Origin of the sequence: Nitrosospira sp. Nsp2 (assembly GCF_003050965.1) — a bacterium.
Lineage (GTDB): Bacteria > Pseudomonadota > Gammaproteobacteria > Burkholderiales > Nitrosomonadaceae > Nitrosospira.
Genome location: NZ_QAOU01000002.1, coordinates 233,577 through 249,704, shown reverse-complemented (window position 1 = coordinate 249,704; position 16,128 = coordinate 233,577). Strand labels below are relative to the sequence as shown.

Here is a 16,128-nt window from a genome sequence, read left to right as displayed (position 1 = left end):
GTCGCCCGTCAAACCTGAGTCGGGCGAATGTCTGGAAAATCTCAGAAGGCCAGAATTACACGCTGCTCAGATACCCAGACTAAAATCAACTCCGCCGCGAAACCGTGCAGTAACGCACACAACAGTCGTGAGGGGAGTAAGAAGGGGGATAAGGGAGAAGGCAGTTTGCGTCCGAGCCGCTTCGCCGAGCCATGGTAAAAAAGCAGAACGGACGCAGCCTATCGCGCTAGCGGATGCAGTCGTATCGCGCTAGGGGCAGGCTGGGGAAACGGAAACGGGAGGAATTAGGTAGACTTGGGGAGGGCTTACATAGACGTGATCAGTCCTTTGAGGATTTTAAAATCGACGGGTTTGGTAAGATGGTGATCAAAGCCGCTTTCGCGCGACATCACACGGTCCTTTTCCTGGCCCCAGCCTGTGAGCGCGACGAGCTTGATATGATGGTACTGCGGCTCTTCCCGAATACGTCGGGCCACTTCGTAACCATTCATCCCCGGCATGCCGATATCCATCAGGATCACGTTCGGCTGGTAGTCGGGCAGGGCCGCGAGCGCCGCCGGGCCGCTGTCGACGGCCTGCGCCACGAAGCCCATCGACTCCAGCAGCATTGCCAGGACTTCACCTGCATCATGGTTGTCGTCCACCACCAGCACACGTATCCCCGGGGCCGGGGTAGGGATGGTTTCCGGCGCGGCGCGTTTTTCCGACGTTTGCGACAACGGCAGGTGCACGATGATTTCCGTGCCCTGGTCCTTGCCTGCGCTTTTGGCTTCAACAGATCCGCCATGCATATCAACCAACCGCTGGACCAGATTGAGGCCGATGCCCAGGCCCTCCTGCGTCGCGGCCCCATTGCGGCGCTCCTGCGCGAACAGATCAAACAGCCGAGGCAGCATGGCCGGCAGTATGCCGATCCCGTTGTCGCGCACGGATACAACGGCAGCGTCGCCCTCCTGCCTTGCACTCACCCAGATCTTGCCGCCGTTGGGCGTATATTTTGCCGCATTATTGAGCAGATTGGTGAACACCTGCTCAAGACGGACCGGGTCTCCGTAAACGATCAGCGGTGTCTCGGGAATGTGCAGGTCCAGTTTATGCCGGTTCTCCTCGATAAACGCCATGCTGGCCTCGACACTATTGCGCAGCACCCCATTTAAATCAGTCGCGGCGCGCCGCAGTTCGACCTTCCCGCTGGTAATTCGCGATATCTCCAGCAAATCATCCACCAGCCGGACCATATAGTTGACTTGGCGGCTGATTACCGGCAGCAGATGAGGGACCGCCGATTCGCCGTCGGGGCGCCCAATCAGCGCCAGCGCGTTCGAAATCGGTGCCAGCGGGTTTCGCAGCTCATGCGCGAGCGTGGCCAGAAACTCGTCTTTGCGCCGGTCCGCTTCCAGCAGGGCTGTTTCGGCATTGACCGCCTCGGTAATATCGATCGACACGCCGACATGCCCCGCATACTCATCCCCGGCGGTGAACCACGGCAGCGCGTACGACTTCAGCCAGCGCCATTCTCCCCACGCAGTCTTTACCCGGACTCGATGTCGCAAGCGGCCCCGCTCGCGTTTCGCACGATCCAGCGCCGCGAGATAAGCCGACGCATCCTCGGGGTGGAGTATGGATCGCCAGCCATTGGGCATGAGCTCGCACGCGGACATCCCGACCATATCGAGGTAGGGCTTGTTAACGTAAACCACGTCGCCTCGAGCGTCCACCTGCCAGATCAGCGCTGGGGACGCGTCCGCAAGCACTCGGAATCTCTCCTCACTCTCGCGCAGGTTCTGCTCCGCCCGCTTGCGCATGGTTGTGTCGATCACATAGCCCACGCTTTCGTTCTCGTCGAGTTGTTTGGCCGTAAACAATGCCCACCAGCGCGAGCCGTCGACGCGGCGAAACTCCCTCTCATGGGGGACGGTTTGTCCCGTTGGCTTGAATTCGCGCCAAGCCCGCAAAAACATTTCCATCCATTCGGGGGGCGCGACAATATCGCAGCGCCGCAGGCCAACTTCCCCGTCTTCGCGGCCGAAGCGGCTCATAGTCAGAAAGGCGTCATTCGCTTCGGTAATCTGGCCTGCACTATTGAAAAAAATGACGCCGATCGTGTCAATCTCGAGGGCTCGGCGGAAGCGCTCTTCGCTCTCGCGCAGAGCGTCCTCGGCTTGCTTGCGCTTTTTCACATGCATGGTCACATCGATGCCATGGCCCAGTACGCGCTGGCACTTGCCATCCTCATCCAGCAGTGGCAAATAGACGAGATCGATGTAATGTTCTTCGGGCTGCTCCCCGGAGGCAGGGCTCACTTTCAGCGGCAGTTCGAACCCGACGAAAGGCTTGCAGGACGACATGACCTCAATAAGTTTTTCCTGGAATCCGCAGTCCGCTGTTTCTGGAAGCGCGTCGAACGCGGGGCGGCCGATCAGCTCGCGTTTGCCGACAAGCTGATAGTAGGCGTCGTTGGCAAACTCGAAGATGAATTCGGGGCCGCGAAGCACATGCAGGAATGAGGGTGCGCTGCGGAATACTTTCTCGAGCAACTGAATCCGCTCCGCTTGCAGCGCCTCCCTGAGTTGGATGCGCTCCGCCTCGCGTTTGCGCGCGCGAACCAGTTCGGTGGTTTCAGCGACGGTTATGAGCACCCCCTCGGGGGCGCCGGTATCGGATGATCCCTCGCGCGGCGGCCCGGGGAGCGGACTATAAGTGAGTTTGAAAAAAGATTCTTCCGGGGTCCCGTGGCGGTTGAGTACCATCCGCTGCTCGTCAAACAGATACGACTCACGGCGCTCCATGACCCCCTCGCAGATGGGGGAAATAAAATCCCATACCTCCGGCCAGCACTCGCGTACCGGCTGGCCCAGACCTTTGGGGTGCTTGCGGCCTATAAGATCGCGATAGGGGTCGTTATATAGCTGTATCAGCTTCGGTCCCCACAGCACTAGGGCTGGCGATGGCAGCAGGAGGATGATATTGACCGCGAGCTGAAGGTGCGGCGGCCAACTCTCCAATGGCCCCAACCCGGACTGAGTCCAGTCGTGGGCATAAATTTGCTCGCCCATTTCACTGCCGCGCAGCCAGCCCGGCATCTCAGGCTGAGTCATCGACAATAGCTCCCTCCTTTTTTTATGTATGTCGCTTTATAACACTTCCGGATGTTATAAGCCAAGTGCCGCGCTCCAGTGCGAAGACAAGCACCGCCTGACGGCGCTACGTGGCCGTCGGTAGAGGAAGCTCCTGCGGCGAGGCGCATCCGGATATCCTATAAAGAAATATAAACCTGTCGCGACCATAAAGGTCAAAGGTGAAGTTCAGGTGTTTCGAAATCAGTATTTTTTGGCAGCATTTGTAACAAGCGTTCGATAAGCTGGCGACAAGTGATGACAAAGGGGAAAAATTATGAAACATGATGAGAATATTCCGCGCCAGGAAGTACCCCGTCCCTCTGGCACCGTGCTTGAAACAAGACAGAAGATCGGGGACGAGCTCCAGCAGACGAGGTGGGCACTGGAAGAACGAACGAGACAGCTTGATCAGTCCCTGTCTGTCCTGCGCGCTGCCATCGAATCGACCGCCGACGGCATCCTCTTCACCGACGAGGACGGCCGCATACTCCGCTTCAATGAGCACTATCTGCAGATGTGGGGCATATCCCGGGAGAATGCCGAGCGTAGCGCACAGCATCACCAGTTGCTCGAATCCTGTGCCGCTTTGTTAAAGGATCCGGAGCAGTTCATGCGGCGCACTGCCGACATATACGCGTCCTGGCCGCAGGAAAGCCACGACGTGCTGGCCCTCGCCGACGGCAGGGTTTTTGAGCGGTATTCGAGGATACAGTATGTCGAGGGTAAGAGCATCGGCCGGGTCTGGAGCTTCCGCGACGTGACCGCGCGCGTACATGCGGAGGAAGCCTTGCAGGAAAGCGGCGAACGGATGTGCTTCATGGCCGACGCGATGCCCCAGAAGATTTTCACCGCGCGCGCCGATGGCAAGTTCGATTACTTCAACCGGCAATGGAAGGATTACACGGGGCTGGCTCCCCAGGAACTGGCGGGCTGGGAATGGACTAGGCTCATCCATTCCGACGATTTGGACGAGACCGTAGCGGGCTGGCTGCGCTCGGTTCGCACGGGAGAACCGTATCAGATGGAATGCCGTTTCCGGCAGGCTGACGGCGACTATCGCTGGCATCTGCTGCGCGCTCAAGCCCGACGGGGCAGTAATGGAGAAGTATCGATGTGGGTGGGTTCGAATACCGATATCGACATCCTTAAGCGCTCGAACCGAGAAAAACAGGAGTTGCTGGAACGCGAGCGGATTGCCAGGGGCGAAGCGGAACGCGCCAACCAGAGCAAGGATGAGTTTCTCGCTACGCTTTCTCACGAACTCCGAACGCCGCTCAACGCAATTCTCGGGTGGTCGCAGCTTATTTTACAGGGAACGATGCGGCAGGAGGACATCCAGCGCGGTCTGGAAATCATCGACAGGAATGCCCGCGCACAGAATAAGCTCATCGAGGATCTGCTCGAAATGAGCAGCATCGTATCCGGAAAAGTCAGGCTCGAAGTGCAGCGACTGGATCTTGCCCACGTAGCCGAGGCGGCGGTTGAATCCATGCTTCCGGCTGCCCAGGCGAAGGGCATACACCTGCGGAAAATGATCGATCGCGCGGCGGGGCTCGTTATCGGGGATAACAACCGCTTGCAGCAGGTCATCTGGAATCTCCTTTCCAACGCGGTCAAATTCACCCCGAAAGGCGGAACGATAGAGGTCATTGTCGAAAGGGTCGCGTCGAACCTCGAACTGACGGTTAGGGACTCCGGGGTTGGGATCCAGCGTGAGTTCCTGGCCTACGTATTTGACCGTTTTCGCCAGGCCGATTCTTCGCTTACCCGCAGCCACGGCGGACTTGGCCTCGGCCTGGCGATCGTCAAGCAACTCGTGACGCTGCATGGGGGAACTGTCCGGGCGGAAAGCGCGGGCGAAGGCCGCGGCGCATCGTTTATCGTCAACCTGCCGCTCGTCCCCATCAAAGACAGGAAAGACACGGAGTTATCTGGGCGCCCGCGTCGTGATCCCGGTTACGGCGAGGTAACCCTTAAAGGACAGAAAGTGCTGGTTATCGAGGATGAGCCGGATGCGCGCGAACTCATCAAGGAGGCGTTGACGCAATGCGAGGCCGATGTAGTCACCGCCGCAAGCGCCATGGAAGGGTTGGAAGTCGTGAAGAATCAAAGACTGGATGTGCTCATAAGCGACATCGGCATGCCCGGAGAAGATGGATACCAGTTCATTCGTGCGGTACGAAACCTTCCTGAAGCTCAGGGAGGTCGAACCCCGGCTATAGCGCTCACCGCCTTTGCTCATTCGACTGACCGTACCAAGGCGTTGCTCGCCGGTTATCAGCGGCATTTGTCCAAGCCGGTGGAATCGCATGAACTGATCGCGACGGTCGGCAGTTTGACCGGATGGGCGGGGAGACAGAAGATTGGAGAGGATGCCTGCCAATAACATCCCCCATTCCGGGGGCAAGGATTGGCACTCAAGTCCTTCCGAAAGGCCGGGCCAAAAAAACTGTGTTCGCGCCGGGCGCCGGCCACCACGATAAGGGGGGCCGGATAATAACCCGCAATGGCTGCCCTGCATGGCACAATATCCCTATCATTCCATATTAAGCCTGATTGGTCAGTCCGAGTATGCCCCGCTGGATCCTGGTCGCCATTGTTTCTTTATTGTCCGGGTTTGCAGCCGTGTTTATCGCCGCGCTTGCCGTTGGCGAACTTCTTTCCGGCGCCGCGCCCACCGCGGTCAGCACCTTATCGGTCGATTTCCCGGTCGAACCGGTGCGGATTCCTGTCCACGACAATTCGCGTGACGAAAATGCGTCTGTTCGCGGTTGGCTGGCGCGGGGGCCGCGCGGCGGGGGCCTGGTATTACTGGTGCATTCGATCCGCAGTAACAGGGTCGAGATGCTGAGCCGGGCGCGTTTTCTTAATGACCATGGCTATGGCGTCCTGCTCATCGATCTGCAGGCCCACGGCGAAACCCCCGGGGAACGGATCACCTTTGGCGTACGCGAATCGGAAAATGTGCAAGCTGCCGTTGCCTATCTGCGCAACGCCTTTCCGGGTGAACGGATTGGAGCTATCGGGGTCTCACTCGGCGCAGCCGCCATCGTGCTGGCAAAAACGCCGTTAAGGCTCGATGCCGTAGTGCTTGAATCGCTACATCCCACGATCGAGGAAGCAGTTGAAAACAGACTGAAACTGCATCTCGGGCAGGCGGGGCCGGCTCTTGCCCCGCTTCTGCTGTGGCAGTTGTCGTTTCGGCTGGGCATCCCCGCCCACGAACTGAATCCCATCGAGCAGATAGTCAACCTCAACGCACCGGTTCTGCTGATCTCCGGGTCCGTTGACCAGCATACTCGTATGGTCGAAACCGAACGACTGTTTGCTGCCGCCCGGCAGCCCAAGGAATTATGGATCGTCCCCGGTGGAGGCCACTTCAACATGCATGCCTATGCGGGCAAGGAATACGAACGCCGTGTCACCGCCTTTCTCGACTGGTATTTGCGCGAGCGCAACCTTACGCCGTGACTTCTCTCTCACTCCCTCTCACATGCTTGAAGCAACGGTTATACCCCTTGCGAACCGGGTAAAACATGACATGCCGAAATGGCGATCGGGACACGGATGAAATGCGCCGCCTTGGTTCCACTGCTCCAACAGGTACCTTATTTGTCGCGTTTTCCTGGTTGAACTGGTTGATCGTGAGACGTATGATGTGGCGCTGCCGTAGTGGCGGTCCGGCGGTCGTTTTTTATGGGTTGTACTTCGGTTTGTTGCTTTGATACTGTTGCCGGGCAATCGCGCTCCTCGATATCTGGCACTTCCTTATAATTTTGTGTGTAAACGTACGGAACCTCGGCGCCAACCCGGCTAGCATATGCAAAAAGGAACGTCGCGCCGCTCCGCTTAATGCCCTAATAATGACGCCGACAATGCCAACAGTGCGAATGGGCGTGAATATGCTATATACAGACTTGACCCGAGAAAGATTACCTGCCTTTCCGTCGCCGTGACGGGTGCCGCTGCTCCCGAACGGACAAGAAAAGGAACATACATGGCAATGATAGAAGACAACGAAGAGAAACTGCTACGTTGTGTTGCGCTGCAAACCTCCACCGTTATTCTCCAGGCACGGCAACGGGCCGAGCACGAACTCAGGCAGGCAAAAAAGGAGCTCGAGGAAAAGGCGAAGCAACTCGACCACTCTTTGTCGATCCTGCGCGCAACCATCGAGACCACCACCGATGGCATCCTCGTAACCGACGAGCATGGCATCGTCCTGCGCTTCAATGAACGGTATCTGCAGCTGTGGCAGATACCACGTGAAGCCACGGGTTTCCGCGAGCACTGGCATCTGCTGACCTTCTGCTGCAAGCAGATGAAAGATCCGCAGGGTTTTCTGGGAAGGGCGGCGGAAATTTACACGTCCTGGCCGCCCGACACTTACGATGTGCTGGAGCTCATCGACGGGACCGTGCTTGAGCGGTTTTCCAAGATGCAATTTATCGAGGAGCAGAATGTCGGCCGCGTCTGGAGTTTCAGGGATATCACGGCCCGGCGGCGCGCGGAGGAAGCTGTACGGGAAAGCGTGGACCGTCTGCGTTTCATGGCGGATGCCATGCCTCTGAAAATATCCACTACCCGTGCTGACGGCGAGGTGGATTATGTGAATCAGCAATGGGTGGATTACGCCGGCCTCGGCGCCGAGCAGATGATGGGCTGGGAGTGGACAAAACTCATCCATCCCGAGGACGTGGACGAGAATATCAAGCGCTGGCGTCGTGCCCTGGACACGGGAGAGCCTTTTCAGATGGAACATCGCTTCCGCAAGGCCGACGGAAAATATCGTTGGCATCTGACCCGGGCCCAGGCCAAGCGCGACATGCACGGCAACGTATCGATGTGGGTCGGCTCCCATACCGATATCGACAGCATAAAGCGCGGGGAAGAAGAAAAGAAGCAACTGCTTGAGAACGAGCGCCTGGCGCGTGCCGAAGCCGAGCGCGCAAGCCGGGTCAAGGACGAGTTCCTGGCAACGTTATCGCACGAACTGAGAACGCCGCTGAATGCCATACTCGGGTGGTCCCAGCTTATCCTGCAGGGAACCATGAATCCAGACAACATTCAGCGAGGGTTGGAGACCATCGAAAGAAACGCGCGCGCCCAGAATAAGTTGATTGCAGACCTTCTTGAAATGAGCAGTATCATTTCCGGGAAGGTGAGGCTCGACATGCAGCGGCTCGATCTCGCTGTGGTGGTCGAGGCGGCGGTGGAGTCCATCGCGCCGGCAGCGCAAGCGAAAGGAATTAACCTTAGAACGAGTATCGGCTCCCCCGTCGGACCGGTTTCGGGCGACAATAATCGCCTGCAGCAGATCATCTGGAACCTCCTGTCCAATGCGGTTAAATTCACGCCATGTAACGGCAACGTCGATATCGTCATGGAGCGGGTTGACTCGTATTTGCAGCTTACCGTGAAAGATACCGGCCCGGGGATTCAACCCGAGTTTCTGCCCTACGTTTTCGATCGTTTCCGGCAGGCGGACTCGTCGCTCACGCGGCAGCATGGCGGCCTGGGCCTTGGGCTCTCCATCGTTAAGCAACTCGTAGGGCTGCACGGCGGCACGGTGCGCGCGGAAAGCGCCGGCCAGGGCAAGGGTGCTGCGTTCATCGTATGCCTTCCGCTTGCGCCCGTTATGGAGGCAAAGGCTCCCCTGCGGCAGGCACGCTTGAGGTCATCGAACCCGCAGAGTGAACAAATTACGCTTCCGGGGGTCAGAATTCTTGTCATTGACGATGAAGAGGACTCCCGAGGACTCATCCATGAAGTGCTGACAAGGCATGAAGCCGAGGTGGTGTGCGCGGCGAGCGCGGAAGAAGGTTTGAAAATTCTGGAACGTCAGAAGCCGGATTTAATCATCAGCGATATCGGGATGCCGGAGAAGGATGGATATCAGCTTATTCGCGAAATAAGAAACCTGGGTGCAACCCGGGGCGGGAATATCCCCGCCATCGCGCTGACCGCCTTTGCGCGCCCGGAAGACAGGATAAAAGCGATGATCGCAGGCTTCCAAACGCATCTTCCAAAGCCCGTGGAAGCGCACGAACTGATTGCCACCATCAGGACTTTGACGCGTTGGGTGCACAGGCCCGATAAATAAGCGCAATCCGTATGAAAGCCAGTTGAATATTCTATTCGGAATCGGATGTCGTAAATCACTTTGGCTGGGCCGCGCCGCGTAATAGCGACAGCGTAAACTGTATCGTGAACGCCAGATCGTTTGTACGACCTTTTACCCATGAGGTTGAGCTCGCCCGAGAGAGTGGCAGCTTCGTGTGAAAGGCTCGAAAGGCTGGATACGCACCTCTCCGCCCAGCACCTCAGCAACCCCGGAGGCTCAATAAGGTACCTCGAGCCCCTTCCCAGGGCGCCGGTATACCCGTGCCTTCAAGTGGGTCTTGCATACTCGCGGGGAGTACATATATATTATATCGGTGTAATGTTGTTCCAAAAATTGATGTAATCCCCGCGCAACTTTTTTTTGAAAGCAGGAATCGCACCAATGACAATACCAACGGAACCTATAGGCAGTATCCCCCGCCCGCCCGAGCTGCTCGAGGCCCTGGCGAATAACGATCCCCTCGACCCCAAGATCGAGCATCTGTACGAAAATGCAATCCGCGACACGATCGCCGAATTTGAAGCGACCGGCTCGCCTGTTATAACCGATGGCGAACAGAAGAAGTACCATAACTTCTGGACCTACAGCGTGCATGGCCTCACCAATACCACGCCTGACGGGTTCACCATCCCCTTCCAGGCGGGCCATTGCCGCCGCATGCCAAAGCTCGTATCCGGTCCGTTTCGTTACCGGGTCTATGCGGATCAATATCTGGATGTGGCGATGCGCTACGCGCGCGTACCGGTCAAGCAGGCCGTTATCTCCCCTTCCGCCTTGAGCCTCATGTACCCCGCCGATGACATACCCGGCTACTCGCGGGCGGAATTCATCGACGATCTGCTAAATGAACATGAAACCGAGGTTCGCCGCTGTCTCAACCGGGGCGCGCATAAAGTCCAGATTGACTTTACGGAAGGCAGGCTGGCGATAAAACTTGATCCTACCGGCAAGCTCCTGAACAGCTTTATCGATCTGAACAACTTGGCGCTCTCGCGTTTCAACCCGGAAGAATTGATGCGAATCGGGGTGCATACCTGCCCGGGTGCCGACCGGGATTCCACCCACAGCGCCGAGGTGGATTATGCCGAGCTATTGCCGAGCCTGTTCCAGTTGAAAGCGAGGAATTTTTATATTGCGCTCGCTACCGAGCAGGACCGCGTGCGCGTTCTGAAAATCATCCGCGCCCATATGAAGCCCGAGCAGCGGATTTTCATCGGCGTCACCGCCCCGATAGAGGCGCGCATGGAGACGCCGGAAGAAATCCGGGACCGGGTTCTGGAAGCGGCGGAATACATCTCCGTCGATCAATTGGGCACCACCGACGATTGCGGCTTCTCGCCTTTTTGCGATGACACGTCCACCAGCCGCGATACCGCGTTCAGGAAGATACAGGCACGCGTGCTGGGAACGGCTCTCGCATGGAAGGTGATCTCTGGTCAATCGGTGATGGAGACGTCCATAACCTGACGGTGAAATACCGCTGGGGGTGTTGGAATGATTGTGCGGGGCAATAACGCCGTGCTCAAAAAGTGAAGCGACGAGAACGGACGAGAACGGACGTGTGCCCCGCCAGGGGGTGCCGGGCGGAGGCGCTGGCGCTGCGCCCCCCGCGCCGGGCCGCTCGCTAAAGAACAACTTCCTCGAGTGCCTGGGCGATATCTTCGATGATATCGTCGATATGTTCTATCCCGACAGATATCCTGACCATGCCCTCGGTCACCCCCGAAGCTTTCAGTTCCTCGGCATTGAGTTGCCGATGGGTAGTGGAGGCCGGGTGGCATGCGAGGGACTTGGCATCGCCGATATTCACCAGGCGCAGAACCATCTTCAGCGCGTCGATGAACTGGCTCCCGGACGCCGCTCCGCCTTTGATACTGAAGCTCAGTATGCCCGAGGCTTTGCCCCTGCTGATGCGGTTGCATAGATCATGATATCGGCTGCCGGCCAGCCCCGCATAATTTACCCACTCCACCTTTGGATGGTTTTCGAGGTACTGCGCCACTTTCAGTGCATTTTCACAGTGCCTTTCCATTCTCAACCCGAGCGTTTCAAGTCCCTGCAGCAGAAGAAACGCGCTGTGCGGCGATAGCGCCGCGCCGGTATTGCGCAGGGGCACCACCCGGCAACGGCCGATAAACGCGGCGGGACCGAAGGCCTCCGTATAGACGACGCCATGGTAGGAGGGATCAGGTTCATTCATCAGTGGAAAGCGTGCACTGTGTTTCACCCAGTCGAACTTCCCTGAATCGATGATGATCCCGCCTATCGTCGTGCCATGGCCGCCGATATATTTGGTCAGTGAATGCACGACGATGTCGGCACCCAGTTGGAACGGCTGGCACAGATAAGGCGTGGAAACGGTGCTGTCGACAATCAGGGGCACGCCATGACCATGGGCGATCTCGGCCAGCTTCCCGATATCGGCGATATTTCCGGAGGGATTGCCGATCGACTCGCAAAAGATCGCTCTGGTATTACTGTCGATCTGCCGTTCAATATCCTCGTGGTCATCGTTCGCCACCATGCGCACATCGATCCCCTGCCGCGGTAACGTATGCGCGAAAAGATTATAGGTGCCGCCATATAGCTGGCTGGTGCTCACAATATTCTCACCGGCGCTGGTAATGCATTGAATGGCATAGGTGATGGCGGCCATGCCCGAGGCAACAGCGACTGCGCCAACACCGCCCTCCATTTCCGCGATGCGCTGTTCCAGCACCGCCGTGGTGGGATTCATTATCCGCGTGTAGATATTTCCCGCGACCTTCAGATCGAATAAATCTGCGCCGTGCTGGGTGTTATCGAACGTATAGGAAGTGGTCTGATAAATGGGAACTGCGGCGGCTTTCGTCGTGGGGTCAGATTGGTAGCCGTGATGCAGGGCCAGCGATTCCAGTTTCATTGTGTCCTCCTGTCCTCTGTTATTCAGGTCCTCTCACATCCTGTAGGAGCGCGTTGCCAACTGATAATGTACGCATCGCACCCACGAAAGTCGAGCCCCCGGTTAAATAGGAGACGCATCGATGCGGTTGCTTATTCTGTTGGAAGCATGTCGGTCCTGCCGGCCATCGGGTCGGACAGATTGGCCCGCAGCACGTGTTCCGAGATTTCCTGGCTGTGACTCTTGATTGTGCTAAACCGTCCCTCACACTGGCGTGAGAAAAGACATGCCGGTGGCGCCAACGGCTCGCCCGTGCTCCAGGCGTTGCGCAAACCTGTTGCCTTTCGTTTCGCAATCATCGCCCAGAATTCTGGCTACCCTGCCGCTATGGAAGCTCGATAGCTGCTTGAGAAACGGAATCACGAATACCGCCTCGTTGCCCCGCTGTTCCCCGGATACCCCACCGTATAACTCGTTATGCAGGGCGGGCAACGCGTGCCACGGCGCGGTGGGCCGGGCATGATGCGCATTGTGGTAGCCGAAATTGAGCGTCACGAGATTCAGCCACGGGCGCGCAACCGAAACCGGGTTACTGAATGTATGCGCATGCTCATACGCCCGATCGCCTCTACGGCCCGGTGCTCCGAACTCCTCGCGTCCCTCCAGCCCCTCATGCCCCGCGCCCCCCTCGCCTGAGGGCAAGACGATTTCGTAGTTGTGCTGCAGCGCATCCATGAAGCGCAAGATCGTCAGGAACAGGACATGGGCAAAGAGGTAGCACGCATAGGCTGCAGCCGAATACAGGAACAGCACGGCCAGCAGGCTGAAGCGCACGGTGATTACCATTGCGGTCCGCAGCCTCTGATTTTTCTTTTCCTCAACGATAAACGGCGCGATCACGAGCGCCCCATGCATGATGATTTCCACCGCCGGCACATAAAGCCACTCCAGTGCTTTTACAATCCTGAGCTGGACTGGATGGCGCACGAGATATGGCCGGTAGTCGAAGCCAATAATGTCGGCATGATCGACGTGGTGTCGCATATGCTGTGCACGCAGGTCCGCATACGTTCCATAACACCCACCTGTGAGCCAGTTTAACTGGCTTCCAATAAGGGCATTATGATGCGGCGACTTGAACAGGGCGTTGTGGGCGCAGTCGTGGATGAGGTACGCGGCAATCACCATGCCGTGCGTCAGCCCGACAGTACCGATTCCCATCAGGACGGGATTCAGCGACAGGACGAGCGCAGCTCCGCCGAAATAGGCCAGGTGGCAGTAAAGCAGCGCCGAGATGCTCGGGATCAGGCTGCCTTTGTAACGAAAACAGGTTTCTTCAATTCTTCTGAACATCATCATTATGTGCTTTTCCTTCTGTCATAGGCACAGCAGCAGCGAACACTGCAAACGACTCGTGACGGGGACCGTTGGCATTGAATCCGTCAGGGTCGATATCCGGTTGTTGCTTCGTTGCCCTTTCATCCAACCCGCACCACCGATAATTGATACATGTAATAATACATGTAATCTTACGAATAATAAAGACGTATAATTTCCCTCAGCCGTTTGGACCGGTCGCCGTGGACCATGCGTGCACCTCCTATCCGGGGAACCAGGACCATAATGAATACACCTTGCCGCTACTCCGACACGAGGCGTCGCGAGTTCATCGACCTGCTCAACGATACCGACCAGTACTGGGTAGAGGTGATGGGTGACAGACTCTTCCACGATCTGAATTATTACGATCTGTTCACCAGGATGTGGCTGAGATCGAATAAAGCCCGCAATGGCCGCAATGGCCTGAATAGCCGCAATGGTTCGGGTGGCCCCATGGAAACTTTTCGCAAATCCGAGCTGTATCAGCTCATGCCGAATGTCAGCCAGCGAACGGCAATCAAATACATTCAAATCGCGATCGATAACGGCTTGCTCGTGGAGCAGGCCGATCCCGGCGATCTCCGTTCCAGGCGAATTACGATGTCGGCCGATCTCAAGCGCAAAATCGAGTTATTCCTCGATTACTCCATTTCGGTATTCGAGGCATTTCCCCGCGGCGACGTCGCGATGGGAGATCGGAGCGCTTACGGGGGAGCCGAACATGACGCCTGACGAGCTTGAAAAGCTTCACGACCAGCAGCAACGTCAGGCCGCGCAGGCAGCATCCAGCCAGAAACTTCCCGAGCACGTGGACATCTCAGACTTTGCCGACCTGTCCAGGCAGACCATGGCGGCGGTGATGCAGGGCTTCGGCACTGTGGCGAACGAAGCGGGAAGCTGGATCGACTCGCTGCCGCTGCCGTTGCAACTGATGACGCAGCCCAAGCTGACAGTCGACCTGACGCTTGCAACGCTGGCCTCGGATACGCCCTTTGGCTTGAGCATGGCTTCGCTCTGCAAGCTCGCGGGAAGTGGTTTCATTTACCTGAACCTGAGGGATTACGATTCCGATCTGCGAAATGGGCTGAAAGGGCATGTCGCGCAGCAGGCGAAACTTGAGAAGATTCTTGACTCGGGCAGCGTGTACATTGGCAGCGCCGTTCGCAAAGGCATATTTGATGCGGCCATTTCCAAACACGTCGAGAGAAGCCCGGGGTACATCCGCAGGAGCGGTAGCGCGGCGCCCCGTTACGAAGCCTACCGCGAAGAGGCGGCGCAGGTATTACGCGATGTCGGCAACGAATATGCCAAAGTGGCGGACAACGATCCGCACGTGCAAAACGCATATTTCCGCGGCAGGCGCACCACCGTCGAAGCCGTTTCCTGGCAATATGCCTACCTGCGCGCGGTTGAAGGTTATCTCCCGTATGAAATCAACCGGCAGCTCATGGAGGCGATCAATTCCGCCCCCCGCTCGGTGGAAGACCTGACGAAGTTCATGCGCCTCGCGCGGATCTTCCACCTCAACTTCACCGCGCCAATTACGGCTTCGTTTGGAACCACCTACAACATCACCCCTGACGAGTACAAGGAGCTGATAAGGCTGCGTACCGCTCCTGAAGACCCGGTTCATCGCGACCCCGAATATGACGAAATAATCGACCAGTTCCTGTATTGCCTTTTCGACCGGAAGTCGCCCCTTAACGCGCGCAGCGTGGCCAGCCTGAAACTTCAGCTCAGCGCCGATCCGGGAGAAATCGTGTTCACCGACGCCATGATCGATTCGCTGATCGATGTTCTTCAGCGCAATCGCCTCAAGCTCAGGTCAGCGGCGGAAATCCTTCGGCAGTTGGGTGCCGCCTCTTATGTTGATGGCAAGCAGGCGGAACTGGAGGACCTGATCCGGCAATACAACGCGATCGAATCCGAATCGCTCGAGCTCATCGCCAGGGAAAAAAAACTGGCGAAGGTGTTTACCGCCGGGACCTCGGCATTGGCGGCCTTGCCCGGTCCGCTTGCCTATTTTGGATTAGGCGTGACCATGCCCTGGCTCGCGGCCGCGGCGGCTTTCGGACCGGTGACCGCGCTGCTGGCCAATCAGTTCACCCCGGCCATCGCTGAGTCCGTGATCGAAAAAGTCAAATTGCCGCAGAAACTCGACAAGATGCTCTACCGGGTGCACAAGATCATCCGCTAGCCTCGTCTGGTGCCCGTGGATGGCCGTGGACATCAAGCAAAAGGATAAGGCGAACCTCTTCCGATTATCTCCCATCAATGATTAAGTTTAGTAGTCGCGACCTCCCCAGGCTGATCCGTTTCCTGAAAACGCGACAGCGGTGACCATGTGCACGACGCACCCTGCCGCCTGTTTGACGATCCGGTATTCAGAGATATCCAATGGATCAGGGAAGGACGAGAAGCCATCCTGGACCATAGCCGACGGGCAGGGATCAATATGCGATGCCATGGCAACCATCGGTGGCACCAAAACCGTACCCGCGCATCTGACCCATCTCATCCGCAGCGTGGAGACGAGCATTCCGAAAGAGGTGCTGAATCTGAGCGGCACGGACACCATATGAATGACCTTTGTGCCGTAGCGCACAGAAAAAAACAGGCTTCTG

Annotated in this window: 10 protein-coding genes; 7 read left to right on the top strand and 3 right to left on the bottom strand. The window is 57.5% G+C overall.

What is annotated here, in order from left to right; all coding sequences use genetic code 11:
* Positions 1-305: 305 nt before the first annotated feature.
* The gene (locus tag C8R31_RS05275; RefSeq protein WP_107693017.1) at positions 306-3,098 is read right to left on the bottom strand and encodes a PAS domain S-box protein; all 2,793 of its coding nucleotides are present in this window, start codon (positions 3,096-3,098) and stop codon (positions 306-308) included.
* 295 nt (positions 3,099-3,393) lie between these two features.
* On the opposite strand from C8R31_RS05275, the gene C8R31_RS05270 reads away from it, so the two are divergent.
* The 4 genes from C8R31_RS05270 to C8R31_RS05255 all read left to right on the top strand — a co-directional run bounded on the left by C8R31_RS05270 (position 3,394) and on the right by C8R31_RS05255 (position 10,710).
* The gene (locus C8R31_RS05270) at positions 3,394-5,505 is read left to right on the top strand and encodes a PAS domain-containing hybrid sensor histidine kinase/response regulator (RefSeq protein WP_107693016.1); all 2,112 of its coding nucleotides are present in this window, start codon (positions 3,394-3,396) and stop codon (positions 5,503-5,505) included.
* A gap of 185 nt (positions 5,506-5,690) precedes the next feature.
* Entirely contained in the window at positions 5,691-6,590 is a 900-nt protein-coding gene (locus tag C8R31_RS05265; protein WP_107693015.1) for an alpha/beta hydrolase, read from the top strand.
* A 526-nt stretch (positions 6,591-7,116) separates the two neighbouring features.
* A complete protein-coding gene (locus C8R31_RS05260; RefSeq protein WP_258192558.1) occupies positions 7,117-9,222 on the top strand; it encodes a hybrid sensor histidine kinase/response regulator in 2,106 nt (701 codons plus the stop codon).
* Positions 9,223-9,624: 402 nt separating this feature from the next.
* Positions 9,625-10,710 (top strand): 5-methyltetrahydropteroyltriglutamate--homocysteine methyltransferase, encoded by a 1,086-nt coding sequence (locus tag C8R31_RS05255; protein ID WP_107693014.1) that lies wholly within the window; start codon positions 9,625-9,627, stop codon positions 10,708-10,710.
* 157 nt (positions 10,711-10,867) lie between these two features.
* On the opposite strand, the gene C8R31_RS05250 is transcribed toward C8R31_RS05255, so the two are convergent.
* Together C8R31_RS05250 and C8R31_RS05245 are read right to left on the bottom strand one after the other, a co-directional pair.
* Entirely contained in the window at positions 10,868-12,145 is a 1,278-nt protein-coding gene (locus C8R31_RS05250) for an O-acetylhomoserine aminocarboxypropyltransferase/cysteine synthase family protein (RefSeq protein ID WP_107693013.1), read from the bottom strand.
* 243 nt (positions 12,146-12,388) lie between these two features.
* On the bottom strand, positions 12,389-13,483 hold the full coding sequence (locus C8R31_RS05245; RefSeq protein ID WP_258192557.1) for a fatty acid desaturase: 1,095 nt from the start codon (positions 13,481-13,483) through the stop codon (positions 12,389-12,391).
* Between the two features lie 264 nt (positions 13,484-13,747).
* Here C8R31_RS05245 and C8R31_RS05240 point away from each other — a divergent pair, with 264 nt between their 5' ends.
* The 3 genes from C8R31_RS05240 (at position 13,748) to C8R31_RS05230 (ending at position 16,086) form a co-directional block, all read left to right on the top strand.
* Positions 13,748-14,236, top strand: coding sequence for a MarR family transcriptional regulator (locus C8R31_RS05240; protein ID WP_258192556.1), 489 nt, complete (start codon positions 13,748-13,750; stop codon positions 14,234-14,236).
* The gene (locus tag C8R31_RS05235) at positions 14,226-15,701 is read left to right on the top strand and encodes a hypothetical protein (protein WP_107693012.1); all 1,476 of its coding nucleotides are present in this window, start codon (positions 14,226-14,228) and stop codon (positions 15,699-15,701) included. The genes C8R31_RS05240 and C8R31_RS05235 overlap by 11 nt, the downstream gene beginning before the upstream one ends.
* Positions 15,702-15,846: 145 nt before the next feature.
* A complete protein-coding gene (locus C8R31_RS05230) occupies positions 15,847-16,086 on the top strand; it encodes a hypothetical protein (protein ID WP_107693011.1) in 240 nt (79 codons plus the stop codon).
* Positions 16,087-16,128: the final 42 nt, after the last annotated feature.

Coding starts and splice junctions, on each gene's coding strand:
- C8R31_RS05235 (WP_107693012.1), top strand. CDS start 14,226: ATGACGCCTGACGAGCTTGAAAAGCTTCACGACCAGCAGCAACGTCAG.
- C8R31_RS05250 (WP_107693013.1), bottom strand. CDS start 12,145: ATGAAACTGGAATCGCTGGCCCTGCATCACGGCTACCAATCTGACCCC.
- C8R31_RS05265 (WP_107693015.1), top strand. CDS start 5,691: ATGCCCCGCTGGATCCTGGTCGCCATTGTTTCTTTATTGTCCGGGTTT.
- C8R31_RS05260 (WP_258192558.1), top strand. CDS start 7,117: ATGGCAATGATAGAAGACAACGAAGAGAAACTGCTACGTTGTGTTGCG.
- C8R31_RS05240 (WP_258192556.1), top strand. CDS start 13,748: ATGAATACACCTTGCCGCTACTCCGACACGAGGCGTCGCGAGTTCATC.
- C8R31_RS05270 (WP_107693016.1), top strand. CDS start 3,394: ATGAAACATGATGAGAATATTCCGCGCCAGGAAGTACCCCGTCCCTCT.
- C8R31_RS05255 (WP_107693014.1), top strand. CDS start 9,625: ATGACAATACCAACGGAACCTATAGGCAGTATCCCCCGCCCGCCCGAG.
- C8R31_RS05275 (WP_107693017.1), bottom strand. CDS start 3,098: ATGACTCAGCCTGAGATGCCGGGCTGGCTGCGCGGCAGTGAAATGGGC.
- C8R31_RS05245 (WP_258192557.1), bottom strand. CDS start 13,483: ATGATGATGTTCAGAAGAATTGAAGAAACCTGTTTTCGTTACAAAGGC.
- C8R31_RS05230 (WP_107693011.1), top strand. CDS start 15,847: ATGTGCACGACGCACCCTGCCGCCTGTTTGACGATCCGGTATTCAGAG.